At 58.2% G+C, this 23,832-nt stretch carries 19 protein-coding genes; 9 read left to right on the top strand and 10 right to left on the bottom strand.

All coding sequences use genetic code 11. The annotated features are described in order from the left end of the window. Window positions 1–9: 9 nt before the first annotated feature. Window positions 10–642, bottom strand: coding sequence for a fasciclin domain-containing protein (locus tag ABD837_RS01100; protein WP_345049260.1), 633 nt, complete (start codon window positions 640–642; stop codon window positions 10–12). A gap of 192 nt (window positions 643–834) precedes the next feature. Between ABD837_RS01100 and ABD837_RS01095 the strand changes: the two genes are divergently transcribed. Continuing rightward, window positions 835–1,293: a peptidylprolyl isomerase gene (locus ABD837_RS01095; RefSeq protein ID WP_345049258.1), complete on the top strand. Its 459-nt coding sequence runs from the start codon at window positions 835–837 to the stop codon at window positions 1,291–1,293. A gap of 164 nt (window positions 1,294–1,457) precedes the next feature. Here the strand turns inward: ABD837_RS01095 and ABD837_RS01090 are convergent, their stop codons facing one another. Next, a complete protein-coding gene (locus tag ABD837_RS01090; RefSeq protein ID WP_345049257.1) occupies window positions 1,458–2,039 on the bottom strand; it encodes a DUF3109 family protein in 582 nt (193 codons plus the stop codon). Between the two features lie 101 nt (window positions 2,040–2,140). On the opposite strand from ABD837_RS01090, the gene ABD837_RS01085 reads away from it, so the two are divergent. The 5 genes from ABD837_RS01085 (at window position 2,141) to ABD837_RS01065 (ending at window position 8,847) form a co-directional block, all read left to right on the top strand. Next, the gene (locus tag ABD837_RS01085) at window positions 2,141–4,390 is read left to right on the top strand and encodes an ATP-dependent helicase (RefSeq protein ID WP_345049255.1); all 2,250 of its coding nucleotides are present in this window, start codon (window positions 2,141–2,143) and stop codon (window positions 4,388–4,390) included. 207 nt (window positions 4,391–4,597) lie between these two features. Further along, entirely contained in the window at window positions 4,598–5,341 is a 744-nt protein-coding gene (locus ABD837_RS01080) for a DUF4290 domain-containing protein (protein ID WP_345049253.1), read from the top strand. Window positions 5,342–5,464: 123 nt separating this feature from the next. Next, on the top strand, window positions 5,465–6,769 hold the full coding sequence (gene murA, locus ABD837_RS01075) for a UDP-N-acetylglucosamine 1-carboxyvinyltransferase (protein ID WP_345049251.1): 1,305 nt from the start codon (window positions 5,465–5,467) through the stop codon (window positions 6,767–6,769). Between the two features lie 178 nt (window positions 6,770–6,947). Next, window positions 6,948–7,820, top strand: a complete 873-nt coding sequence (locus ABD837_RS01070; protein ID WP_345049250.1) for a DUF4349 domain-containing protein — start codon at window positions 6,948–6,950, stop codon at window positions 7,818–7,820. A gap of 145 nt (window positions 7,821–7,965) precedes the next feature. Next, complete coding sequence (locus ABD837_RS01065) at window positions 7,966–8,847, top strand: DUF4349 domain-containing protein (RefSeq protein WP_345049249.1); 882 nt, start codon at window positions 7,966–7,968, stop codon at window positions 8,845–8,847. A 64-nt stretch (window positions 8,848–8,911) separates the two neighbouring features. On the opposite strand, the gene ABD837_RS01060 is transcribed toward ABD837_RS01065, so the two are convergent. From ABD837_RS01060 to ABD837_RS01030, 7 genes are all read right to left on the bottom strand, one after another. Next, window positions 8,912–9,250, bottom strand: a complete 339-nt coding sequence (locus ABD837_RS01060; protein WP_345049246.1) for a phage holin family protein — start codon at window positions 9,248–9,250, stop codon at window positions 8,912–8,914. A 30-nt stretch (window positions 9,251–9,280) separates the two neighbouring features. Beyond that, complete coding sequence (locus tag ABD837_RS01055) at window positions 9,281–10,372, bottom strand: agmatinase family protein (protein ID WP_345049244.1); 1,092 nt, start codon at window positions 10,370–10,372, stop codon at window positions 9,281–9,283. Window positions 10,373–10,555: 183 nt separating this feature from the next. After that, window positions 10,556–11,188, bottom strand: coding sequence for a chemotaxis protein CheC (locus ABD837_RS01050; protein WP_345049243.1), 633 nt, complete (start codon window positions 11,186–11,188; stop codon window positions 10,556–10,558). A 55-nt stretch (window positions 11,189–11,243) separates the two neighbouring features. Continuing rightward, window positions 11,244–12,884 (bottom strand): chemotaxis protein CheA, encoded by a 1,641-nt coding sequence (locus ABD837_RS01045; protein ID WP_345049240.1) that lies wholly within the window; start codon window positions 12,882–12,884, stop codon window positions 11,244–11,246. 105 nt (window positions 12,885–12,989) lie between these two features. Next, window positions 12,990–13,376 (bottom strand): response regulator, encoded by a 387-nt coding sequence (locus ABD837_RS01040; protein WP_345049238.1) that lies wholly within the window; start codon window positions 13,374–13,376, stop codon window positions 12,990–12,992. An 81-nt stretch (window positions 13,377–13,457) separates the two neighbouring features. Beyond that, the gene (locus ABD837_RS01035; protein WP_345049236.1) at window positions 13,458–13,988 is read right to left on the bottom strand and encodes a chemotaxis protein CheW; all 531 of its coding nucleotides are present in this window, start codon (window positions 13,986–13,988) and stop codon (window positions 13,458–13,460) included. Window positions 13,989–14,037: 49 nt separating this feature from the next. Then, entirely contained in the window at window positions 14,038–18,513 is a 4,476-nt protein-coding gene (locus ABD837_RS01030) for a HAMP domain-containing protein (protein ID WP_345049235.1), read from the bottom strand. Window positions 18,514–18,803: 290 nt separating this feature from the next. Between ABD837_RS01030 and topA the strand changes: the two genes are divergently transcribed. After that, window positions 18,804–21,311: a type I DNA topoisomerase gene (topA, locus tag ABD837_RS01025; RefSeq protein WP_345049233.1), complete on the top strand. Its 2,508-nt coding sequence runs from the start codon at window positions 18,804–18,806 to the stop codon at window positions 21,309–21,311. A 146-nt stretch (window positions 21,312–21,457) separates the two neighbouring features. After that, on the top strand, window positions 21,458–22,258 hold the full coding sequence (locus ABD837_RS01020; RefSeq protein WP_345049231.1) for a DUF4846 domain-containing protein: 801 nt from the start codon (window positions 21,458–21,460) through the stop codon (window positions 22,256–22,258). A gap of 6 nt (window positions 22,259–22,264) precedes the next feature. Here the strand turns inward: ABD837_RS01020 and ABD837_RS01015 are convergent, their stop codons facing one another. Beyond that, window positions 22,265–22,930, bottom strand: a complete 666-nt coding sequence (locus tag ABD837_RS01015; RefSeq protein WP_345049229.1) for an HAD family hydrolase — start codon at window positions 22,928–22,930, stop codon at window positions 22,265–22,267. A gap of 168 nt (window positions 22,931–23,098) precedes the next feature. Between ABD837_RS01015 and ABD837_RS01010 the strand changes: the two genes are divergently transcribed. After that, on the top strand, window positions 23,099–23,815 hold the full coding sequence (locus ABD837_RS01010; protein WP_345049227.1) for a pirin family protein: 717 nt from the start codon (window positions 23,099–23,101) through the stop codon (window positions 23,813–23,815). Window positions 23,816–23,832 lie beyond the last annotated feature (17 nt).

Below are 23,832 nucleotides of genomic sequence, written 5' to 3'. Positions count from 1 at the left end.
CGCAGCGTTTTATTTTGCCAGCGGCAACACCACGCCATCAATTACGTGGGTAATGCCGTTGCTCGAAATCACGTCGGCGATTTGCACGGTGGCAGGGGCGTCTTTGCCGTTGCTCACCATCACCTTGCCGTCTTTTATGGCGATGTGCAGCTTCTCGCCGTTCACGGTGGTCAGCTCCTGTCCGTCTTTGAGGTCGGCGGCCACCAGGCGACCGGGGATAACGTGGTAAGTAAGCACGCCTTTCAGCGTCTCTTTGCTGGCGGGGTCCATCAGGCCGGCTACGGCACCTTTAGGCAGCTTATCGAACGCGGCATTGGTGGGAGCAAATACGGTGAAAGGTCCGGCACCTTTCAGCGTTTCGACGAGGCCAGCGGCTTTTACGGCCGATACTAACGTACTCACGCTTTTGGCGTTCGCAGCATTGTCTACGATGTCTTTGTCGGCCGTCATGGCCACGCCATCCACCATCACGCCCTCGGGCTTGGCCATGCGGGCCGAGTCGCCAGCCATCGCGGCAACGGAATCGGCAGGGTTTGCAGTGCTGGTGGTTTCCGTTTCGGTTTTGGTGGTTTCGGAGTTGCAGCTAGCCAGCATCAGGGTAGTGGCGAGCACAGCCAGCAGGGGAGTGAATGTTTTTTTCATGAAACGGGTGGTGTGAAAGAAGAAAGACTGATAAGCGAAAATTTATTTACGCCGTAAGTAAAACTACGGCTGTGAGCTTACGAAGCAATTGCCTGCCCCGGATGTTTTGCACGACGGGCGAATTCTTACCTTCGCCCGCCGAAAGCAGTACCGGCTTTTGAAAACCGTTTCACCCGCTAAAAACAGCAATTCATGAAAACTGCCGAAATCCACACCAAAAAGGGCGTGATGAAAGTTGAGTTCTACGAGCAGGATGCTCCGAACACCGTCAAGAACTTCACCGACCTCGCCAAGAAAGGCTACTACGACGGCCTGAAATTCCACCGCGTCATTCCGAACTTTGTGATTCAGGGCGGCTGCCCCAACACCCGCGAAGGCGCCAAGGGCCAGCCCGGCACCGGTGGCCCCGGCTACAAAATCGACTGCGAAACCAGCGGCGGCAACCAGCACCACGAGCGCGGCGCGCTGAGCATGGCTCACGCCGGCAAAAACACCGGTGGCTCCCAGTTCTTTATCGTGCACGACCGCCAGAACACCGCTCACCTCGACCGGGTGCACACCGTGTTCGGCAAAGTAGTTGAAGGCGTGGAAGTAATCGACCAGATTACGCCCAACGACGAAATCGAGAAAATTGTGGTGACGGAAGCGTAAGATTTTTCCGAACAAAAAAAGAACGTCATGCCGAGCGTAGCCGAGGCATCTCGCGTGTGGTAGCATTCAAGTACGATTGCGCTACCATTGCACGCGAGATGCTTCGACTTCGCTCAGCATGACGTTCTTTTTTCGTGGGGCCTGCACCTGCTTCGTGGCCGCTATTACTGCTTCCCTCCTACCGTCGGGTTCTCAATTTCCTGCACCAGTTGCCCGTACCAGCCCTCGCCGTATTTGCGAATCAGCGGCTCCTTGAGAAACTGGTAGACTTTCACCCCCAGCTTGCCACCAAACTCGCAGGCCGGGCTGCAGATGTTCCACCGGTCGTAGTTCAGCGCGTCGAACCCTTCGTATTTCGTAATGCGAATGGGGTACAGATGGCAACTGATGGGCTTTTTGAACGTGGTGGCCCCCGCCAGGTAGGCCTGCTCGATTCCGCATTTCAGGATGCCGCGCTCGTCCCATAAGGCGTAAGCACACTCCTTGTCGTCAATCGTCGTGGTACTGAAGTCACCTTCCCAATCCTTGATGTAGAGTCCCTGCGCCGCAATCGCGGCTTGGCCTGCCGCGGTAAGAAAGGGCTTGATGTTGGCGTATTCCTGTTCCAGAATCTTCAGTTCGGGCTCTTCTAGCGGCGCACCGAGGTCGCCCTCTACGCAGCAGGCACCCTTGCAGGCTTCGAGGTTGCAGACAAAAAAGTTGTCGGCGATGTCGTCGGAAATGACCGTTTCCTGAATAATAATCATTCACAAAGATAACCCCGGCGGCGCGGGCCCGAAATGATGGCCCACCCCTGCCCGGCCCTCCGTATCTTTGTAAACCAGCCCAAAAGGCGGCTTATTCGCACATGGCACTAGATTATCTTTCCCTCCTGAATCCGTCGCAGGGCGCCGCGGTGATGCAAACCGAAGGCCCCTGCATGATTATCGCCGGTGCCGGCTCGGGCAAAACCCGGGTCCTCACCTACCGCATCGCCAACCTGCTCGAAAAAGGCGTCGACCCGTTCAATATCCTTGCCCTCACCTTCACCAACAAGGCTGCCAAGGAGATGCGCGCCCGCGTGGAAAAAGTGGTGGGCCCGGCTGCCCGCAGCCTCTGGATGGGCACTTTCCACTCTGTCTTCGCTAAAATCCTACGCTCGGAAGCCGACAAAATTGGTTTCCCACGCAGCTTTACCATCTACGATTCGCAAGACTCGAAAACCCTGATTGGTCAGATTGTGAAAGAACTGGAGCTCGACGACAAGCTTTACAAGCCCAACCTGGTGCTGGGCCGCATCTCGGCGGCCAAAAACAAGCTGATTTCGCACAACCAGTACCTCAACGACCCAACCATTAAGGCTGATGACGAAGCAGCACTGCGCCCCAAAATCGGGGTTATCTACCAGCAGTATTTTCAGCGCTGCCTGAAGGCCGGCGCGATGGATTTCGACGACCTGCTTTTCAACACCAACGTCCTGTTTCGCGACCACGTCGATGTGCTGAATAAGTATCAGAACATGTTCAAATTCGTGATGGTGGACGAGTATCAGGACACCAACTATTCGCAGTACCTGATTACCCGCAAGCTGGCGGCTAAGGAGCGTAATATCTGCGTGGTGGGCGACGATGCGCAGAGTATCTACGCCTTCCGCGGCGCGGATATTTCCAACATTCTCAATTTTGAGAAAGACTATCCCGAACTGCAGGTATTTAAACTGGAGCAGAATTACCGCTCCACAAAAAATATCGTGTGGGCTGCTAATTCTGTCATTAAAAACAACCAGGCGCAATTGCGCAAAGATGTATTTTCAGAAAACGAAGACGGGACGTTGATTGAGGTACTGAAAGCCGCTTCGGATAACGAGGAAGGCAAATTGGTGGCTAATTCCATCTTCGAGGATAAGATGAACGGGCATTTGTCGTACGACAATTTTGCTATCCTCTACCGCACGAACGCGCAAAGCCGCGCGATGGAAGAATCGTTGCGGAAATTAAATATCAAATACAAAATTGTTGGGGGCCTGTCGTTTTATCAACGCAAGGAAATCAAAGATTTGGTGGCCTATTTGCGCCTCACGGTAAACCAGAACGACGAGCAGGCTATTCGGCGGGTAATTAATTACCCAAAGCGCGGCATCGGCGATACCACCGTCAGCAAGTTGATTACGACGGCCGACGAAGCCAACCACACGCTGTGGGAAGTAGTAGCCAACGCCGACCAGTTTATGCCGGCGCGGGTGAGCAACCCGGTGGTGGGATTTGCGGAGAAAATCAAGAGCTACATTGCCGTTGCCGCGAAGGAGGACGCTTTTGAAGCGGCCAAATTCATTGCCAAGAATTCCGGCATGCTGGAGGAGCTGTATTCGGATAAAAGCATTGAAGGCCTTTCGCGCTACGAGAACATCCAGGAATTGCTCAACGGCATCAAGGAATACGTCGACGACCCCGAGCGCGAGGACAAGAGCCTCGGCGCGTTTCTGCAGGATATTGCGCTGGTAACGGATTCCGACCTGAAAGACGCGGCTCAAGACGGCGAGGCCGTGACGCTGATGACTATTCACTCGGCCAAAGGCCTGGAATTCCGCAACGTGTACATCGTGGGCATGGAGGAAAACCTCTTCCCGAGCCAGATGATGATTACCTCGCGGGCCGACCTGGAGGAGGAGCGTCGGCTGTTTTACGTGGCCATTACGCGGGCCGAGAAGAAGCTGACGTTGAGCTACGCTACTTCCCGCTACCAGTGGGGCAACCTGCGCAGCTGCGAAAAAAGCCGCTTTCTGGATGAAATCGACCCCCGCTTCGTGGACTTCAAGTTCGCTGCCGGGCCGGGCGCGGGCGAAGGCGCGCCTTTCCAGCACGTATTTGAGCGCCGTTCGAACCTTGTTCCCACGCCGCCTCGTAAGGTACAGGCCACCAATTACGTAGCTCCGGCCGACTTCGCCCCGTCCGACACCTCGAAGCTGCAAACCGGCCAGCGCGTGGAGCACGCGAAGTTCGGCTTCGGTACAGTAAGCGCCCTGGAAAGCCAGCAGGGTACCACCAAGGCTACCATTCAGTTTGAGGAAGTAGGTGAGAAAGTGCTGCTGCTGAGCTTTGCCAAGCTGCGGGTGCATTAGCGTTTCGATGTTTTCGGACAGTTCCACAGAAGGTGATGCGGAGCACCGCCAAGCATCTCTGCAGCTTCGTTGCAACGATTGAGTTAGTTGCACAGTAGAGATGCTTTGACGGCGCTCCGCATAACGAGCGTTTCTGCACCAAACCACCCTGCTCTCGCCTTATCTTTGGCCTGAGCGTCGCTCCCGGCGGCCTCCCTCCTGCTTTTTATGACCGATATTAATTCCCTGCCCTTCCACCTGCAGTTGCTGGTGCGTGAATACGGGCACAGCACTTACCAGCTCATTCAGGGCCTCAAGGATATTGAGGACGTGGCCGAGCGCACCAAGCGTGCCACTGCCATTGTGCAGTTGATGCTGCGCCTGCAACCGGCCCTGCGCGACCTGCCCGAAATCCAGACCCGCCTCTGGAACCACCTGCACGCCATGGCTGGCGAAGACGTGGCCTTGGAAGCGCCCGTGGCTTTGCGCAGCCTCACGGTGCGCACCGAGAAGCCAGCCCGCGTGCCCTACCCGCGCATGGCGCCCAAGCTGCGGGCCTATGGGGCTGCCATCGAAGCCCTCATTGCCAAAGCCATTACGCTGGAAGACCCGGCCGAACGTGAGCAGGCTACTATTCAGATTGGCCGGACGATGAAGTTTCTCTATCGGCAGCACAACAAGGAAAACGCCAAGGACGTGACCATTCTGCGGCACATGGGCGAGTTGTCGGGCGGGCAACTCAAGCTTGACGCGGCGCTGGTCGACAGCGAAAACCTGTTTGAAATGCCCGGCGCACCAGCTGGAACCAAGCCCTTTATTGTGCCCCAGCCCGTGCAGCGCGACAGCCAGAGCCGGGACCGCCGCGAAGGCCGCGACCGTGACAACCGCGACCGGGGCAACAGCTTTGGCGGCAAAAACGGCAAGAAGCGTAAAAAAGGCCGCAGCCAAGAGCCACAGCAGCCTCCGCAGTAATTTTTCATTTCTTTAGTGTCATCCTGAGCGCAGCGAAGGACCTTATCGCGCCAGAGCAAATTGTTCGGTCGAGGTAAGGTCCTTCGCTGCGCTCAGGATGACAGACTTTTACTTGTAAATAATATGGCTGCATTTGAAGTACGCGGTGGCAAGCCCCTGCGCGGCGAAATCACGCCCCAGGGCGCTAAAAACGAAGCTCTCCAGATTCTCTGCGCGGTATTGCTGACCCCGGAGCCCGTTACAATCAGCAACATTCCGGACATCCGCGACGTGAATAAGCTCATCGAGTTGCTGCGCGACATGGGGGTGAAAGTGGGCAAGCTGGCTACGGACACATACATTTTCCAGGCCGAGAATGTAAACCTCGACTACATGGACACGCCGGAGTTTGTGGCTCAGGCCGGCGCCCTGCGCGGCTCGGTGATGATTCTCGGCCCTATGCTCAGCCGCTACGGCCGCTGCCAGCTGCCCAAGCCGGGCGGCGACAAAATTGGCCGCCGGCCTATGGACACGCACTTTCTGGGCCTCGAAAAGCTGGGCGGCAAGCTCACCCTCGAAGGCACCGACTTCTACCGCATCAAAGTGGACGGCAAGCTGCAGGGCACCCACATGCTGCTCGATGAAGCCTCGGTAACCGGCACTGCCAACATCCTGATGGCCGCTGTGCTGGCCGAGGGCACCACCACCATTTACAACGCCGCCTGCGAGCCCTATTTGCAGCAGTTGTGCCGCATGCTGGTACGCATGGGGGCCAACATTCAGGGCATTGGCTCCAACCTGCTCACCATCGTGGGCGTGGAAAAGCTGGGCAGCACCGAGCACCGCATGCTCCCGGACATGATTGAAATTGGCTCTTTCATCGGCCTGGCGGCTATGACGGGTTCCGAAATCACCATCAAAGACTGCCAGATTCCGGAGTTGGGCCTCATTCCCGACACCTTCCGCAAGCTGGGCATTCAGCTTGAATTCCGCGGCGATGACATTTACATCCCGGCCCAGCCGCACTACGAAATCGCCACGTACCTCGACGGTTCCATTCTGACGGTGAGCGACCATACCTGGCCGGGCTTCACCCCCGATTTGCTAAGCATTGTGCTCGTAGTGGCTTGCCAAGCGAAGGGCACGGTTCTCATTCACCAGAAGATGTTTGAATCGCGCCTGTTCTTTGTCGATAAGCTCATCGACATGGGTGCGCAGGTGATACTGTGCGACCCGCACCGCGCCACCGTTATCGGCCTCGACCAGCGCACCCGCCTACGCGGCATCACGATGACCTCGCCCGACATTCGGGCTGGGGTCGCCCTGCTTATTGCCGCGCTGTCGGCCGAAGGCAAAAGCACCATTGAAAATGTGGAGCAGATTGACCGCGGCTATCAGAATATCGACACGCGCCTGCAAGCATTGGGCGCGGATATTCGCCGGCTGTAATTTTTTATTACTGCTTGAAAAGGTTCTTTCTGAACTTCCAGCGCATTTTTTCAACAGCCCGACCCTCACCGGTCGGGCTGTTTTTTTGCCTTGTCGGGTTACCGAAAAGCGGATTTCGGATAAAGCTACAGCTGCGCCGCTGAGTCCTTTTCCATTCAGCTTTCCCATCCCATTTCCGATGAAATACCTGATAATTCCCGTCCTGCTCGGACTGGGGCTGGCCGGGTGCAGCCAAGCCAAATCCGACGAAGCCGTTGCAGCGACCGAGCAGGCACCGGCCCAGCCGTCAGCATCAATATCCGCCCCGGCTACGGCGGCACGCAGCGCTACAACGCGTGAAGCGCAATCCGGCGCAACCGAAAGCGTGGCAACCGCCAAAGCCCAGCCAGGCCACTCGGTGGCTTACCAGGCCGAGCTGAAAATGGCCGTCGACGATTTTGATAAGGCAACTGACCGCGTAAACGAGTTGCTGGAGCGCCATGGAGCTTATCTCGGTTCTGCGCACGAAACCCGGGCCGAAGGGCAGCGCCGCCAGGAAATGATGCTGCAGGTACCGCCCCGGCAATTTGTGGCGCTCGTATCGGCCCTTGGCAGGTTGGGCCACATCGAGAACAAGGACATAACGGCCGCCGACATTACCGCCGATGCGCTCGCCGCGGCAGCCCAGCTTGACGAGCAACAGGCCGCCGAAGCCCAGACCCGCCAGCAATTGGCGCGAGCTGGCACGCCCGCCGAACGCGCCCGGCTGGAAAGCGAAATGCGCCGGCAACGAGCCGAAACCGGGACCACTCAGGCCCAGTTGCACCAGTTTGGCGCCCGCGCAACCTGGGCTGCTCTTACGCTGCGCTACTATCAGGTACTGCCAGCAGCCGAGCCTAGCGCACCGCAACCACCCGTTGCGCCGCGCTTCAGACAGGCTTTTGGCTGGGGCTGGGCGCTGCTAATGGAACTGGCGGTGGGCTTGGCTTATACATGGCCAGCCTTGCTATTGGCCGCGCTGGGTGCCTGGGGCCTGCGTCGCTGGCGCCTGCGCCAATCACTGCCCGCTTAGGTACCGTGCAGCGGCTGAATGGCACAAAGTACCTTACGGCTCAATCCCTTTTAAATGGCTATATGGATTTGGCACCATCGTGCGTTCAGTACACGCTGCCTGCCAATAGACTTCAGATTTTCCTTTCATTTAACAACCGCTCATCATGAAAAACGCAGGGGTATTTGCGCTAATGCTGGTTTCCTTTTTAACCGGTTGCAGCGAACGCAAACAGGAAAGCACCATGCAGCGCGAAACAATAGCGGAGCCTGCGCCTGTCAGCATGGCGCCCTCGCCGCCCAGCTCTCCAAACACCGATGAGGTTGAGGATGCCGCAGCCCCCGGCGCAGCCGCCCCGCTGCCCATTCCCACCGGCGTAGTAGCCCCTGCCCGCCTGCTCATTTACCACGCCGAATTGCGCCTGAAAGTGCCCAGCCTGCCCCAGGCCAGCGCCAGCCTCGACAGCATCGTGCGCCGCAATGAAGGCTTCTTGAGCGCCGCAACCGAAACCCGCGCCGACGGCGAATGGCAGCAGTTGATGACCATCCGGGTGCGGCCGGCCCGCTTCCATACCCTGCTGGCTGCCCTTAGTGGCCTGGGAACCGTGGAGGAGAAAAAACTGACCACCGACGATGTGACCGCCCAGCACGCCGATGTTGCCGCCCGCCTGGCCACCAAGCGCGCCGTTGAAAAGCGCTACGTCGACTTGTTGGGCCGAGCCCGCAAAATCAGCGAAATCCTGGAGATTGAAGGCAAGATTGGTGAGGTTCGGGAGGAAATTGAAAGCACCGAAAGCCGCCTCAAAACTCTCGACGATGAAGTAGGATACTCCACCATTTCGCTGGCCTGCTACCAAGTACTGCCGCAGTCGGTGCCCGATGCCCCGGTAGTATCCTTTGCCAGCCGCGTGGTGGAGTCGTTTTACACCGGCTGGACGCTCCTTACGGGCCTGTTCATAGGATTGGTCGCTATCTGGCCGCTCTGGCTGATGGCTCCGGTGGCTTGGTGGATGCTTCGCCGGTGGCGCAAGCGTCCATTGGCTGCCTAAATAGATCGACAATAAAAAAGGCCTTCCACTTGCATGGAAGACCTTTTTTATTGTCTGTTGAAACTTAGTCGAACAGCATATCAACCACTGCATTTACTACCGACAGTGCCAAACTGAACAAGAATGCGTTGAGCAAACCGTGCACGTCGAAACTACTCATCAGGTAGTCGGCCAACTTTACGATGATGACGTTGATAACCAGCAGGAACAAGCCGAGCGTGAGCACCGTGATGGGAAAGCCCAGAATCTTCAGAATGGGCTTCACAATCGCATTCAGGACCGCCAGCACGACGACGAGAATAGCGGCGCTACTAACGCCACCGAGCGATACGCCTGGTAACACTAGGCTAAGGCCGTACACCAGTACTGCCGAAATAATGAACTTGAGAATGAAGCTCAGCATGATAAGGAAAGGAATGAAGGTGAAAGAAGCTTATTCGGCGTGCATGCCTTTGGCCGTAAGGCGCCCTTGCGATACGGCCATCCAGTTGCAAAGTTGGTAGAGCAGGCGCGCGCCCACCATGGCGTTCCACTCGGAGTCGCCGGGCGCAACTTCGTTCAGGTCGCAGCCAATGATTTCGATTCCCTCGCGCACAATCGCCCGGAGCAGGTAAGTAGCTTCTTCGAACTCCAGCCCGCCGGGTACCGGCGTGCCAGTGCCGGGGCACAGCTTGGGGTCGAGGCCATCGATATCGAAGCTGATGTACACCTTCTTGGGCAGTTGAGCAATGATTTTGCCGCATACTTTCTTCCACGACTTCTTGCCGTATTTCTCATCGCTGAGAAAACGCTGGCCGAAGAGCGCCACGCGTCCATTGGACTGGTCGATAAATTCGGCTTCCTGCTGGCAGTAGTCGCGGATGCCCACCTGCACCAGCTTCTTCACTTGGGGTAATTCCAGGGCATTGTGCATGATGCTGGCATGCGAATACTGGAAGCCTTCGTAGGCGGGTCGCAAATCGCAATGCGCGTCGAACTGCAGAATGGCAAACTCTTGGTGGCGCTCGGCCAGCGCGTGCAGGAAGCCCAGCGGCGTGCTATGGTCGCCGCCCAGCAGCACCACGCCTTTGCCCGCATCGAGCAGGGCACCGGTGCGCTCTTTCAGGCTTTGCATCATCTTCTTGCCTGCCGTCGTCACTCTTTCCGGCACACCTTCATATTTTTTCCGGCTATCCTCGGGCTGGCCTTCTTCAAGCCAGCCAATATATTCGGCGGCCAATGGGCGAAGTTCGCGGCTGGCGCTGGCAATGGTTTCGTCGGCCTCGTCGAGGGCCAAGCCCAGCTTCCAGGCGTTGGGGATATCCGAATCGTAGAGGTCGACCTGGAGTGACGCTTCGTGAATGGCCGCCGGTCCGTCGGCGGTGCCAGCGCGGTAGCTCACGGTTACTTCCCAGGGCACGGGCACCACCACTACTTGCGCTTCGTCGGGCGTGAAGGGCAGGCCAAACAAGCCACCTTCGGCTTCGCCAGGAGCATTGGGGTCGAAAGAAGCTATTTTTTGGGCGAGGGCGTCAGATTTAGGCATCAGGGTTTATTTCGGGAAGTTGAGGGGAGATTGGCAAAAACACGTCATGCTGAGCCGGCGAAGCATCTTGTCGCGTTGGAACCAGCGGTTCCGCAGAGAAAGGATGTTTCGCCGGCTCAGCATGACCAACGAAGCAAAAAGAACCTCAGGGGCAGCCCTCATAACGGGTATGCCGAAGGGAAATTAGGCCGACATCTGACGGCCCAGGAAGTCGTAGCTACGGATGATTTCAAGGATTTTTTCGAACGTTACCCGGTCGAAAAACAGCATCAATGGCAATTCCACCATGTTGTCGCGGTCGGAGAACTGGGTGATAACCGAGAAGATGAGTGGTTGCAGCTGCTGCTCAGGCACCAGATTCTGCATGGTCTCGGCAATATCTCCGCGCGGGGCAATGGGCGGTGCTCCGTAGATGTTGGCTTTCAGAATGTTGGCCAACTGCGTGACGAGTGCGCCGGTGATGATGTTGCTGATTTCCAGCAGCAGCGACTCCTGCAACTCGTTCACTTCAAGGCTTTCCGTCGTCTGCATACGCAAGCAAACGCGCGACAGACGCTGCACGTGCTGGCCCGAAAAGAACATGAGCGTAGTCCCGTTGAACTCGCCGCGAATGTCGGACTGAATGGCAACGTGGCGCGACTGGTACTCGCGCACCTTCGACAGGATGTCGTTGCTCACGAGCAGGTCGATGCTGGGAACCTCCAACAAAACCCGTTCCTGGGCAATGACGGCGAACGAATCGGCGGCGCGAGCCAGGCCGATGTTCAAAATCTCGCGAATTATATCACGCTCTAACTCGGTCATCGATAAATCCATAACGGCGAAAATAGGGGAAGTACAGCGGCGAGGACTGGAGTAAAAAAAAAGAAAGTTATGCGCGCTTGGTCAGAAACAGGCGGGTGAGTGCCGGTACATCAAGTACCAGGCATACCTGCCCGCTGCCAAGCAACGTGACACCTCCAAACAAGTCGATGGTATCCAACGGCTTGCTCAGGGGCTTAATGACAATGTTTTGCTGCCGGATAAATCGGTCGACGATTAGGCCCAGGCGGCGGTTGTTGTAGTTAACGACGAGCACCTGCTGGTTGCCGTGCAAGTCGTCTTTGGAAGCAAGGGGCAATTGTTCGTCACCCTCATCATACAGCAGCTGGCGCAATGGCACAAGCGGCACGGCCTGCTCCTGGAAGTGGGTAACCAGAAGGCCGCCCACCAGTGAAATCTGGCCCGGGTGCAGTGCCAGTACAGTGTCGGTATGCATGAGCGGCACGGCGTAAGGCCGGTCCTCCACTTCTACCAACAGAGCACCTTTCACGGCAATAGAGGTAGGCAATACCAGCGTGAAGGTGGTACCAACGCCCATCTCGGATTCTACACGTAGCTGCCCGCCCAGCGAGTCAAGGGCCAGCTTCACCACGTCGAGGCCAACACCACGGCCGGAAATGTCCGTAATCTTTTCGGCCATTGAAAAGCCCGGCTCAAACAGCAAGGCCCATACCTGCTGCTCATTGAGTCGGGTGGCCTCATTGGCGCTGACAAGGCCGCGCTCTACGGCCTTCTTTCGCACCGCTTCGGTGTTGATGCCGCGGCCGTCGTCGCGCACCTGAATGAGCACATCTTCGCGGTCAGTTAGTGCCGAGAGAGTAAGGTGCCCCACGGCAGGCTTGCCGGTTTGCGTGCGCTGCTCCGGCGTTTCGAGGCCGTGGCTGACGGCGTTGCGGACCAAGTGAAGTAGGGCGTCGGTGATAATTTGCAGGATGTTGCGATCAATCTGAACATCTTGGCCGCTCAACGTCAACTCAACTTCCTTGTTTTCGGCGGTGGCCACGTCGCGCACCACCCGCGGAAACTTATTCAGCAGTACCCCCACCCCTACCAGCCGCGCATCCATCACACTGTACTGCAGGTCGTCGGAGATGCGGAACAGGTGCTGGGCTGTGGCCAGCAGCGCGGGGTTGCCGAGCTCCTGCGCCAAGGTCATCACGCGGTCACGGTCAATCACCAACTCTCCCACGAGGTTGAGCAGGTTGTCTAGCTTCTTCACCTGGATGTATACCAGGTCAGAAAGCTCCATTTTTTTACCCGCTTCTTCCTCCGATTCGGCTTCTTCGTCAGCATCGATGATGGGCGCTTCGCCCCGCACCAAGCGGTCGAGGTTTTCGAGCAGTGCCGAAGCATCGGGCAGCGGTTGGTTGGCGCCTACGGCCCGAATCATCGTGCCCAGCGCATCAACGCCCATGAATACAACGGTGGCCAAGGGGCCGCCAAACTCGCGCTGCTTGTCTCGAATCAAGCCAAACAGCGTTTCGAGGTGGTGAGCAACCTCGCCCAAATCGGTAAAACCCATGGCCCGGGCGTTGGCCTTAAGGTTGTGCATGAGCCGGAACAACTCATTCAGCGCCGGGCCGGCATCGGTGTTGCGCTCCAGCTCGCTCAGGTGCCGGCTCATGGAGTCGTAATACTCCAGGGCTTCGGCCATGAACATCTCGCGGTATTCCTGGTCGCGGGTTTTCATAAGCCGATGGAAGTTGAGTAATCTATCTGACGCTTGACCCCGCGCAGGCACAACCCGCCAGATTGGGCGGGCTGGTAAGCCAGAGCGAAGCGCTGGTCACTCACGTTATGCAGCCGAGTCAGCAGCGTCGTTTTGCAGCGCCGCACCCACGATTTCCAGTACCTTCTCCTCCGAGAAAGGCTTTACAATATAGGCCAGGGCTCCATTCTCGATGGCTTCGGTCACGATAACTTCTTGGCCTACAGCACTACACATCACCACTTTGGCACTGGGCTGGGTCAGGCGCAAGCTCTTAAGTACATCCAGACCGGTATTATCGGGCAGAATCACGTCGAGGGTGATAAGGTCGGGGTTGGTCGAAGCGGCCATTTCCACCGCTTGCGCCCCATTGGCTGCCTCGCCTACTACTTCGTAGCCGGCATCGGTCAGCATGTTCTTAAGCATCGTGCGCATGTAAAAAGAGTCGTCGACGATGAGGATGCGCTTATTCATGGAATTGGGTAACGTGAGAATATAAATGGGTAAGTAACCACTCGGCCGGGAGCAGCCCGCTGCCTGTGTACGGCCGGTGGCCTACGAAGATGCTGTTTTCGTGGGCAGCTTCATTACTTCGCTAGGAGTAAGCAGCTTACGCATATCAAGCACGATGATAACGCCACCTTCGGACAGCTTGGCAATTCCTTCGAGGTACTTGTCGCGCGTGCTCGAGTCCTGAATGAATTCAGGGGCCGGCTCAATCTGGCTGAGGGGTAGCGTAAATGGCCGGGGTACTTCCCGCACAACCAACCCGAGGGTATAGTCGGCAGCTTCCACAGCTACGGTATAGCTGCGCTCAGGCAACGGCCGACCGGCTGGGCGCAAGCGGAACCGCTCTTCGAGGTCGATGATGGCGATGATGTCGCCACGCAGGTTGGCAATGCCTTTAATGAACGGGGGCGTTTTGGGCATCCGGGCCACTTCGGGCGTTACGGTTACTTCCTTCACCTGCTCGATGCGAATGCCGTAGTCCTCGTCGCCGAGACGGAAAACGATGAGCTGAACCAGTTCGGCCGGCTTGGCACGCTCTGGTTTGGCGGTGGGAGTTGCGGCAACGGACTGAGCCATGCGTTAGGAAATTGGGGTAAGAAGGCTAACTATTGGTGGAGCGGCCTGATTATTTTGCTTTGGGTTTACCAGCGGCCTTGCCTTTAGCCGGCGCGGCAGAAGCCTTCCCGTTTCCGGTTGGGGCACTCGATTGGCTGACGGTCCTTGCCGCCGCTCCACGGGTGTTGCTGGTGCGCTCCGAGGTTGCGGCTGGGGCCGACTCGATTCGCGGAGCCCGTACGCGACGCTCAGGCTGGGCCGGAGGAGCAGTAGTTTTGGCCGCTTCCTGACGTTCTATACGGCGACGCATCCCGTTTGCTTCGCTCGTTCCATAGTTACCGGTCGAATTGCTTCTGGATGAGTTATTGTCGGCAGAAGTGGATTCGTTGCGGGTACCAGCGCGGCGTGAAGCCATGCCGTTGGTAGAAGCTACGGGAGCCGAATATGTTTCGCGCGGGCGGTAGCTCCGCGAGCCCATGCCGCGGCGTACTGGCTCCGGCTCGGGCTCGGGTTCCGGCTCGTATGAGCTGAGCTGGAAGGTTTCGAGGCCGGCCTGCAGGTCGTCGGCAATGTCGGTGAGGCGTTGCGAGCTGGTGGTAAGCTCCTGCATGGCCGTGGAGAGTTGCTTGGCGGTGCCGGCCACCTGCTGGGTGCCGGTAGCCGTTTGCTCGGCAATGGCTACTACTTCCTCCACGTACTTCACCACGTCGCCAATCGAGGTTTTCTGTACCTCGGTAGCGGTGAGAATGTCGCGCGAGGTGCGCAGCGTTTCGCCCGAACTGGTCGCAATGTTCTTAAAGGCCGAGCTGGCTTCGAACGTGGCGTTCTTGCCCTTCAACACTCGGTTTTCCATGGTCGAAATAGCCGATGCAGCAGAAGTCGTGTCCTTCCGAACGTCTTCCACTAGCGTGGCAATTTCGTTGGCCGATTTGCGGGAGCCTTCGGCCAGTTTCCGGATTTCTTCGGCTACTACCGCAAAGCCGCGACCGGCCTCGCCAGCACGGGCTGCTTCGATGGCAGCGTTTAGCGCCAGCAGGTTGGTTTGTGAGGCAATGTCGGTGATTACGCCCAGCGACTTGCTGATTTCGCCCGACCGGGTGCTCAGTACTTCGATGGTACGCGAGGTCTGCGAAGCTGCGCTGGAGATTTCCTCCATGTTCTTCACCACCTCGGCCACCGTTTTCAGACCGAGCTGCGACGTCTGCTCACCAAGAATAGCCGATTTGTTCACGACGTCGGCTTTGTTAGCCGTTTCCTTGGTGGCCTGCATGATTTCTTCAATCAGCTTAAAGGCCTGGTCGGTCTTGAGAGCCTGGTTCTGGGCGCCTTCAGCCATCTGCTGCATGGCCAAAGCCACGTCGACGGTTACCCGGCTCATCTCCTGACCTTTGCCAGCCATTTCTTCCGAAGAAGTTCCTACAATCTGCGATGAGTCGTTGATTTCGCCGAGCAGCTCGTTGAGGTTTTCAACGGCAAGGTTCAGGGCGTTCGACATCGCGAGAATGTCGCCTGTGGTGGGTACTTCCACGCGCTGGGTCAAGTCGCCTTCTGAGATGGCCCGCACCACGCGGCTTACTTCGAGCACCGGCGAAGCGATGGATTCGATAAGGCCGTTCAGCGTGTCCACCAGTTCTTTCCACGAACCCGACACGCCGCCTACCGTCGCACGTTCAGTCAGCTTGCCTTCTACCCCGGCTACTTTGGCCACGCGGCTTACTTCAGAAGCGAGGCGGTTAAGGTCGTCCACCATGCGGTTGATGGTGTCGGCCAGCTCGGCCACTTCGCCTTTGGCTTCAAGGGTGAGTTTCTGAGTCAAGTCACCTTTCGATACCGCGGTTACTACTTTCACAATGCCCCGCACCTGCGTAGTGAGGTTGGAGGCCATGTAGTTTACGTTGTCGGTCAGGTCCTTCCATACCCCAGCGACACTTGGTACGCTGGCCTGGCCGCCGAGTTTACCTTCCGTGCCTACCTCCTGGGCCACACGGGTTACCTCGCCGGCGAAGATGTTGAGCGAGTCCACCATCTGGTTCAGGTTGTCCTTCAGGTCCAAAAGCTCGCCGTTGACGTTTACCGAAACCTTCTGGCTCAGGTCGCCACGCGATACTGCGGTAGCTACGTTGGCAATGTCCCGTACCTGAGAAGTCAGGTTGCTGGCCATCGTGTTTACGTTGTCGGTGAGGTCTTTCCAGGTGCCGCGCACGTTGGGCACTTTGGCCTGGCCACCCAGCTTGCCTTCGGTACCTACTTCGCGGGCCACCCGGGCTACTTCGTCACCAAAGATGTTGAGCGAGTCCACCATTTCGTTGAGGTTTTCCTTCAACTGGAGCAGCTCACCGCGCACATTTACCGTGATTTTCTGCGAAAGGTCACCTTTAGCTACGGCCGTTGCTACATTGGCAATGTCCCGCATCTGCGAGGTCAGGTTACTCGCCATCGTGTTCACGTTATCCGTGAGGTCTTTCCAGGTTCCCGATACTTTGGGCACGTTGGCCTGACCACCCAGAATACCCTCGGTGCCCACCTCACGCGCCACCCGGGTTACCTCGCCGGCGAAGATGTTGAGCGAGTCCACCATCTGGTTCAGGTTGTCCTTCAGGTCCAGCAGCTCGCCTTTTACGTCTACCGTAATCTTCTGGCTCAAGTCGCCTTTCGATACGGCGGTTGCTACGTTGGCAATGTCCCGCACCTGCGAGGTCAGGTTGCTCGCCATCGTGTTCACGTTGTCGGTCAGCTCCTTCCAGGTGCCACCTACGCGGGGCACTACGGCCTGGCCGCCCAGCTTGCCTTCGGTACCTACTTCGCGGGCCACCCGGGTTACTTCGTCGCCGAAGATGTTGAGCGAGTCCACCATCTGGTTGAGGATGTTCTTCAGGTCCAGGATTTCGCCGCGCACGTCCACGGTTATTTTTTGGGTGAGGTCGCCTTTGGCCACAGCGGCTGCTACGTTGGCAATGTCGCGCACCTGGCTCGTCAGGTTCAAGGCCATGTAGTTCACGTTGTCGGTTAGCTCCTTCCACACGCCGGCCACGTTCGGTACCGAGGCCTGGCCGCCGAGCTTGCCCTCGGTGCCCACTTCCAGGGCCACGCGGGTTACTTCGCCAGCAAACAGGTTCAGCGAGTCCACCATCTGGTTGATGTTCTGCTTGAGTTGCAGAATCTCGCCTTTCACATCCACCGTAATCTGCTGGCTCAGGTCGCCGCGGGCTACGGCGGTGGCCACGTTGGCAATGTCGCGCACCTGGCTCGTCAGGTTCGAGGCCATGTAGTTCACGTTGTCGGTTAGCTCCTTCCACACGCCGGCCACGTTTGGTACCGAGGCCTGGCCGCCGAGCTTGCCCTCGGTGCCCACTTCCTGGGCCACGCGGGTTACTTCGCCGGCAAACAGGTTCAACGAGTCCACCATCTGGTTCAGGTTCTGCTTCAGTTGGAGCAGCTCGCCTTTCACATCTACCGTAATTTTCTGCGACAAGTCGCCTTTGGCTACCGCCGTGGCCACGTTGGCAATGTCCCGAACCTGGCTTGTCAGGTTACCGGCCATGTAGTTTACGTTGTCGGTCAGCGCTTTCCAGACACCACTCACGTTTGGTACCGAGGCCTGGCCGCCGAGCTTGCCCTCGGTGCCCACTTCCTGGGCCACGCGGGTTACCTCGCCAGCGAACAGGTTCAGCGAGTCCACCATCTGGTTCAGGTTCTGCTTCAACTGCAGGAACTCACCTTTTACATCCACCGTGATTTTCTGCGACAAGTCGCCCTTGGCTACCGCCGTGGCTACGTTGGCAATGTCTCGTACCTGCACGGTGAGGTTCGAGGCCATGTTGTTTACGTTGTCGGTCAGGTCCTTCCAGATGCCGCCTACGTTTGGCACGCTGGCCTGGCCACCAAGTTTGCCCTCGGTACCCACTTCCTGGGCCACGCGGGTTACTTCGCTGGCGAATACATTCAGGTTGTCAATGGTTTTGTTGATGGTTTCGGCCATCAGCTTGAAGTCGCCCGACACCGGAATCTGGAAGCTTTCGTCCAGGTTACCGCGGCTGATGTTCTTCAGTACCTTGCCCACTTCCAATACCGGCACAGCAATGCTATCAACGAGGCCGTTGATGTTGTTCACCATGTCGCGCCAGAAACCGGCTGCACCCTCCGACGAGGCCCGGGCTTTCAAGTTACCCTCCACACCCGCCACTTTCGAAATGCGCGACACCTCGCCTCCTACCCCGGCAATCATATCCACCATCGAGTTGTAGGCCTCCGCGATTTCGGCGAAAATGTCGTCGTTCTGCTTGGTAAGGCGCACACTCACGTCACCTTTCTTAAAGGCATCGAGGGCGTAGAGCACGCGGTTAAGCTGGTCGTTGACGTAGCCAGGGTCCTGGGTGTCAATCGAGCCGCGCTCGCCGCCGCGCTTGCGGGTCAGGTCGTTATTGGTTCGGATAACGTCGAGGGCCGAAACTGCACCGGCATCGGGCATTTCGGCAGATTCTGCGTTCGAATTAGTCAGCGCGGTAGCCTGGCGGGCTTTTGATTGCGCAGTCTTGGGAGATGCCATATAAGAGGGAACGTATCGGGCGGGGAGGGATGGGGCAGATTGGGGGACGAAGTACGGCTTTCTAGGGCGAACAACCAAAGATAAATCAGCCGCAATTGCTACACTATATAGGGCAAAACCAAGAACACAACCGGCCGGGCAGTGCCACCCCACACGACGCCGATAAGAACAGGTTGCGTGGTTGGCGGGAATATTCCGACATCTTTGCGGCCGCTTTCAACTTTTCGCGGCAGTGGGCCGTTTCACAACTTCCCGCCTGCATTTGCCAGCCGCAACTTCTCCCCGCCCACATGGTCAAGAATTTAGTAATCGTCGAATCGCCCGCCAAGGCCAAAACCATCGAGGGTTACCTCGGTCAGGACTTTGTGGTGCGTTCGAGCTACGGGCACGTCCGCGACCTGCCCAAGGACAACAACGCCATCGATATCGCGAATGGTTTCAAGCCTACCTATGTTGTTTCTGCCGACAAGCGTGAACTAATCGCGCAGCTTAAAAAACTTTCGAAGGAAGCGGAAACGGTGTGGTTGGCGAGTGACGATGACCGCGAAGGCGAAGCCATCTCGTGGCACCTGGCCGAAACCCTGAACCTGCCCGAAACCAAAACCAAGCGCATCGTATTCCGCGAAATCACCAAAAACGCCATTCTGGCCGCCATTGCCGCTCCTCGCACTGTGAACCAGGACCTGGTGAATGCCCAGCAGGCCCGCCGTGTACTCGACCGCCTGGTGGGCTTTGAGCTAAGCCCCGTGCTTTGGAAAAAGGTGAAGCCTGGCCTGAGTGCTGGCCGCGTGCAGAGCGTGGCCGTGCGGTTGGTAGTGGAGCGGGAGCGGGAAGTAAGCCAGTTTCAGCGGGCCAGCGCCTACCGCATTGTGGCGCGCTTCGACGCCGGCCGCGGCGCGGTACTGGAAGCTGAATTGCCTACTCGCTATAAAACGAAGGAAGAGGCCGAAGCCTTTCTGGGACGCTGCGTGGGGGCCACTTATCAAATTGAAAGCCTGGACAAGAAGCCCGGCAAGCGCAGCCCGGCGGCTCCGTTCACCACGTCGACCTTGCAGCAGGAGGCATCGCGCAAGCTCGGCTTCTCGGTGGCCCAGACGATGAGCGTGGCCCAGAAACTGTACGAAGCCGGTAAAATCAGCTACATGCGGACGGACTCGGTGAACCTGAGCCAGGAAGCACTGGCTGGTGCTCAGGCAACCATTACGGCGTCCTACGGCGCCGAATACCACCACACCCGTACGTTCAAAACCAAGTCGGCCTCGGCCCAGGAGGCGCACGAAGCCATTCGCCCCACGGATTTCAGCACCGTGAAAGCGGGCTCGGATGCCTCGGAGCAACGCCTGTACGACCTCATTCGGAAGCGGGCAATGGCCTCGCAGATGGCGGAGGCGGTGATTGAGCGCACCACGGCGGTTATCGGCATCAGCACCCAGCCGGGCGTAACGCTCACGGCTTCCGGTGAAGTCATCACCTTTGAGGGCTTCCTGAAAGTGTATGCCGAGAGCAAGGACGAAGAGGAAGAGGACGACGCCAAAGACGGCGAAAGCAGCTTCTCGCGCGGCCTGCCGCCGCTGAGCGTGGGCCAAAACCTACCGCTGCAACGCCTGAGCGCGACGGAGCGGTTCTCGTCGCCGCCGGCGCGCTATACCGAGGCTTCACTGGTGAAAAAGCTGGAGGAAATGGGCATCGGCCGGCCTTCGACTTACGCGCCTACCATCAGCACGGTGCAGAAGCGCGGCTACGTGGAAAAGGACTCGCGGGAGGGCAAGGAGCGCAAGTTTAATGTGCTGACGCTGGACGACAGCACGGTGAATACCGAGGTAAAAACGGAGAACTACGGTGCCGAAAAAGCCAAGCTGTTTCCGACCGATACCGCCATGGTGGTGAACGACTTTCTGGTGGCTCACTTCCCCGTGATTGTGGACTACCAGTTCACGGCCAAAGTAGAGGACGAATTTGACCAGATTGCCAACGGCCACGAGAACTGGACGCAGATGCTGACCGGCTTCTACGGCAAGTTCCACGCAACCATTGAAGCCGGGCAGGACATCGACCGCAGCACCTTGGGCGGCACCCGCGAACTGGGCGTGCACCCCGAAACCGGCGAGCGCATCTCGGCCCGCCTGGGCAAATACGGCCCCTACGTGGCGCTGGGCGACACCGAAGGCGAAACCAAGCCTGCCTACGCTAACCTGCGCAAGGGCCAGTTCATCGAAAGCATCACGCTCGAAGATGCGCTGGAGCTGTTTAAGCTGCCGCGCAACGTGGGCCAGTTCGAGGAGAAGGACATGACGGCCAACCTCGGCCGCTTCGGCCCCTACGTGCGCCACGACAGCAAATTCTACTCCCTCACGAAGGAGCAGGACCCCCACACCATCACAGCCGAAGAAGCAGTGACGCTAATCGAGCTGAAGCGCAAGACCGACGCCGAACGCCTCATCAAGAGCTTCGCCGAAAACCCCGACATTCAGGTGCTGAATGGTCGCTTCGGCCCCTACATTGTGGCGGGTAAGAAGAACGTGAAAATTCCGAAAGGCGAAGAGCCGACGGAGCTGACGCTGGAGCGTTGCGTCGAGTTGGCTGATGCCACGCCCGAAAAGGCCAAAGGCGGCCGCTTCGGCAAAAAGGCCGCACCAGCTAAGGAAGAAAAAGACGCGGACGCCCCGGCCAAAAAGGCCGCCAAAGCTGCTACCGCTAAAAAACCGGCTGCCAAGAAAACTACGACCAAAGCCACCGCTGCCAAAAAACCGGCAACAAAAACGTCGGCGACGAAGAAGCCCGTCGCTAAAGCAAAATAAGCAGCGTCGCTCCAACGTTAGTAGACCCAACCAGAAAAGCCCGCACGTTGCGGGCTTTTTCTTTACCCGAACTTATGCGTCTCCATCCCTCCCACTGTTGGTTATGCGCCGCCATTCTTTGCAGCTTCGTTAACCCGGCCCCTAGGGTGGCTCCGCAACGGCCGGGCCGCGTCGTTTATGCCTGGCAGCCGAAACCTGCGCTAGCTGCGCAGACGATGGCCGTGCGGTTTCCGGCTCCGGCAGGCTGCCGCCGGGTGGCGGTAGCGGCTGGGAGTTGGGGTGAATGGCTACGCTGGTTGCCGTTGCGCGCGGCTGGCACCAAGGCCCGTCTTTACAACGGACAGCCTAAGAAGCGGCAGGAAGTAGTAGCCGCCGTGGTCGATATCGACGTGCCGCCCCAAGACTTACAGCAGTGCGCCGATGCTGTGATTCGCCTGCGGGCCGAATACGTGTTCAGCCACGACCCGAACAAGGTGCATTTCCACCTCACCACGGGCTACGACTTCTGGTTTTCGGATTTTGTGGCCGGCCGCACCTTTCGGGTGGCCAAGGAAGAAGTGCTGCCCGCTGCCCGCCCGGCCGAAGCGCCCACCCATGCCGCGTTGGCCCGCTACCTGGTGCCCACGTTCGGGTACGCGGGCACCCTGTCGCTGAGCCGCGAACTGCGCCTGGTGCCCTTGCCTCAGGTGCAGCCCGGCGACGTGCTCATTCACGGGGGCTCGCCCGGCCACGCGGTGCTGGTGGTAGACGTGGCGGAGAACCCAACTACGCGCCAGAAATACGTGCTGCTGGCCCAGAGCTACATGCCGGCCCAGAACATCCACGTGCTGCGCAACATCGATGCACCGGGCCTCGGGGCGTGGTTTGCAGTGCCGGCCCCAGCCGAGGCTCAATTCGATACGCCGGAATGGACGTTTGCTCGCGAGGAACTCAAGCGGTTCGAATAGCCGAGGCTAGCTAGCTGGTTCGATTGCCACGATTGCAGCGGCGCTGAGTTCATAGAACTGCCGGATAATGCGGTCGGCTTGCTGCAGGTTCTGGCCTTCGGAATGTGGGCTGGCGTAGGCGATGCAATAAATTCCAGCCGCTTTGGCTGCTGCTATGCCATTAGCCGCGTCTTCGATAACGATGCACTCAGCGACAGGCGTTTCGGCTAGTTCGGCGGCGCGCAGGAAGATAGCCGGATGGGGCTTGGACTCGGCAAAATCTTCGCCGCTTACGAGGTGCGCAAAATACGGCCGCAGCCCAAACCGGTCGAACACCCGCGCAATGGTGCCTTTGGAAGCCGAGGAAGCGACTGCTAGCTGCACATTGTTGCGGCGCAGGTCCTCAATCAGGTTGTGCACGCCGGGCAGCAGGTTGAGGCCAGCGTCTTCATCAAAGGCTTTATTAAATAGCTCGCGCTTGCGCATTACCATGTCCTCCACGTCTGCCGTGAGGGCGTATTTCTGCTTCAGCAGCTGGAACACGTTGCGCGTCGACTTGCCCAGAAACGTGGCATACTCGGCGGCTGTCACGGGAATGCCCAGCTCGGCAAACTGCGTAAAAAAAGCGTGGTGGTGGATGGGCTCGGTGTCGATGATGACGCCGTCCATGTCGAAGATAACCGTACGAATCATGCGGGCGGAAACGGAAGAATGATGGTGGACAAAGGTACCGGGTGGTTGGTGGGCCCCTACTCGAGCGCGAATAATTGAGGCAGCAAAACAATTTTCACCTGTTCAATGTATAAACATTAAATGTACATACATTTGTTATACCAATGTACTCAGACAACTGCTGTAATCATGGCTAATACCGTTCTGCACCTTGCCACCACCCGCGGCCACGCCAATCATGGCTGGCTCAACTCCTTTCACACCTTCAGCTTCGCTGGCTACAACAACCCCGAGCGGGTGCATTTCGGCGCATTGCGCGTGCTCAACGACGATACCGTGGCCGGCGGCATGGGCTTCGGCAAGCACCCGCACGATAACATGGAGATTATCTCCATCCCGCTCTCCGGCGACCTGGAGCATCAGGATTCGATGGGCAACAAAACCGTTATTCGCCAGCACGACGTGCAGGTGATGAGCGCCGGTACCGGCGTGGCCCACTCCGAGAAAAACCACAACCAGCACCAGGAAGTGAAGTTTCTGCAAATCTGGGTATTCCCGAACCAGCGCGGCGTCAAGCCCGACTACGGCCAGGAAACCTTCGCCCCGGAAGCCCGGCACAACCAACTGCTGCAAGTGGTGTCGCCGGCCGGCGATGGCACCAACCCCCACATTCAGCAGGATGCCTGGTTCCATATCGGCAACCTCGATAAGGGCTTCGCAACCGACTACGCTGTGAAAAAGGCCGGCAACGGCGTCTACGCCTTCGTGCTGGAAGGCGACGTAACCATCAACGGCCAAGCCCTGCACCGCCGCGACGGCTTCGGCATCTGGGAAACCGGTAAGCTCGAAATCAGCGCCGACAGCAACGCCGAGCTGCTGCTGATGGAAGTGCCGATGGAGTTTTAATCAATTGCCGATTATGA

The organism is Hymenobacter glaciei, assembly GCF_039539585.1.
In the GTDB taxonomy this organism is placed as follows: domain Bacteria; phylum Bacteroidota; class Bacteroidia; order Cytophagales; family Hymenobacteraceae; genus Hymenobacter; species Hymenobacter glaciei.
The sequence above is the reverse complement of the archived record's forward strand: the minus strand, read 5'-3'. Positions and strand labels throughout refer to the sequence as shown.

What these genes read in the sequence shown, in the direction of transcription:
- ABD837_RS01100 (WP_345049260.1), bottom strand. Translation starts at nt 642, where the DNA reads ATGAAAAAAACATTCACTCCCCTGCTGGCTGTGCTCGCCACTACCCTG.
- ABD837_RS01095 (WP_345049258.1), top strand. Translation starts at nt 835, where the DNA reads ATGAAAACTGCCGAAATCCACACCAAAAAGGGCGTGATGAAAGTTGAG.
- ABD837_RS01090 (WP_345049257.1), bottom strand. Translation starts at nt 2,039, where the DNA reads ATGATTATTATTCAGGAAACGGTCATTTCCGACGACATCGCCGACAAC.
- ABD837_RS01085 (WP_345049255.1), top strand. Translation starts at nt 2,141, where the DNA reads ATGGCACTAGATTATCTTTCCCTCCTGAATCCGTCGCAGGGCGCCGCG.
- ABD837_RS01080 (WP_345049253.1), top strand. Translation starts at nt 4,598, where the DNA reads ATGACCGATATTAATTCCCTGCCCTTCCACCTGCAGTTGCTGGTGCGT.
- murA (WP_345049251.1), top strand. Translation starts at nt 5,465, where the DNA reads ATGGCTGCATTTGAAGTACGCGGTGGCAAGCCCCTGCGCGGCGAAATC.
- ABD837_RS01070 (WP_345049250.1), top strand. Translation starts at nt 6,948, where the DNA reads ATGAAATACCTGATAATTCCCGTCCTGCTCGGACTGGGGCTGGCCGGG.
- ABD837_RS01065 (WP_345049249.1), top strand. Translation starts at nt 7,966, where the DNA reads ATGAAAAACGCAGGGGTATTTGCGCTAATGCTGGTTTCCTTTTTAACC.
- ABD837_RS01060 (WP_345049246.1), bottom strand. Translation starts at nt 9,250, where the DNA reads ATGCTGAGCTTCATTCTCAAGTTCATTATTTCGGCAGTACTGGTGTAC.
- ABD837_RS01055 (WP_345049244.1), bottom strand. Translation starts at nt 10,372, where the DNA reads ATGCCTAAATCTGACGCCCTCGCCCAAAAAATAGCTTCTTTCGACCCC.
- ABD837_RS01050 (WP_345049243.1), bottom strand. Translation starts at nt 11,188, where the DNA reads ATGGATTTATCGATGACCGAGTTAGAGCGTGATATAATTCGCGAGATT.
- ABD837_RS01045 (WP_345049240.1), bottom strand. Translation starts at nt 12,884, where the DNA reads ATGAAAACCCGCGACCAGGAATACCGCGAGATGTTCATGGCCGAAGCC.
- ABD837_RS01040 (WP_345049238.1), bottom strand. Translation starts at nt 13,376, where the DNA reads ATGAATAAGCGCATCCTCATCGTCGACGACTCTTTTTACATGCGCACG.
- ABD837_RS01035 (WP_345049236.1), bottom strand. Translation starts at nt 13,988, where the DNA reads ATGGCTCAGTCCGTTGCCGCAACTCCCACCGCCAAACCAGAGCGTGCC.
- ABD837_RS01030 (WP_345049235.1), bottom strand. Translation starts at nt 18,513, where the DNA reads ATGGCATCTCCCAAGACTGCGCAATCAAAAGCCCGCCAGGCTACCGCG.
- topA (WP_345049233.1), top strand. Translation starts at nt 18,804, where the DNA reads ATGGTCAAGAATTTAGTAATCGTCGAATCGCCCGCCAAGGCCAAAACC.
- ABD837_RS01015 (WP_345049229.1), bottom strand. Translation starts at nt 22,930, where the DNA reads ATGATTCGTACGGTTATCTTCGACATGGACGGCGTCATCATCGACACC.
- ABD837_RS01010 (WP_345049227.1), top strand. Translation starts at nt 23,099, where the DNA reads ATGGCTAATACCGTTCTGCACCTTGCCACCACCCGCGGCCACGCCAAT.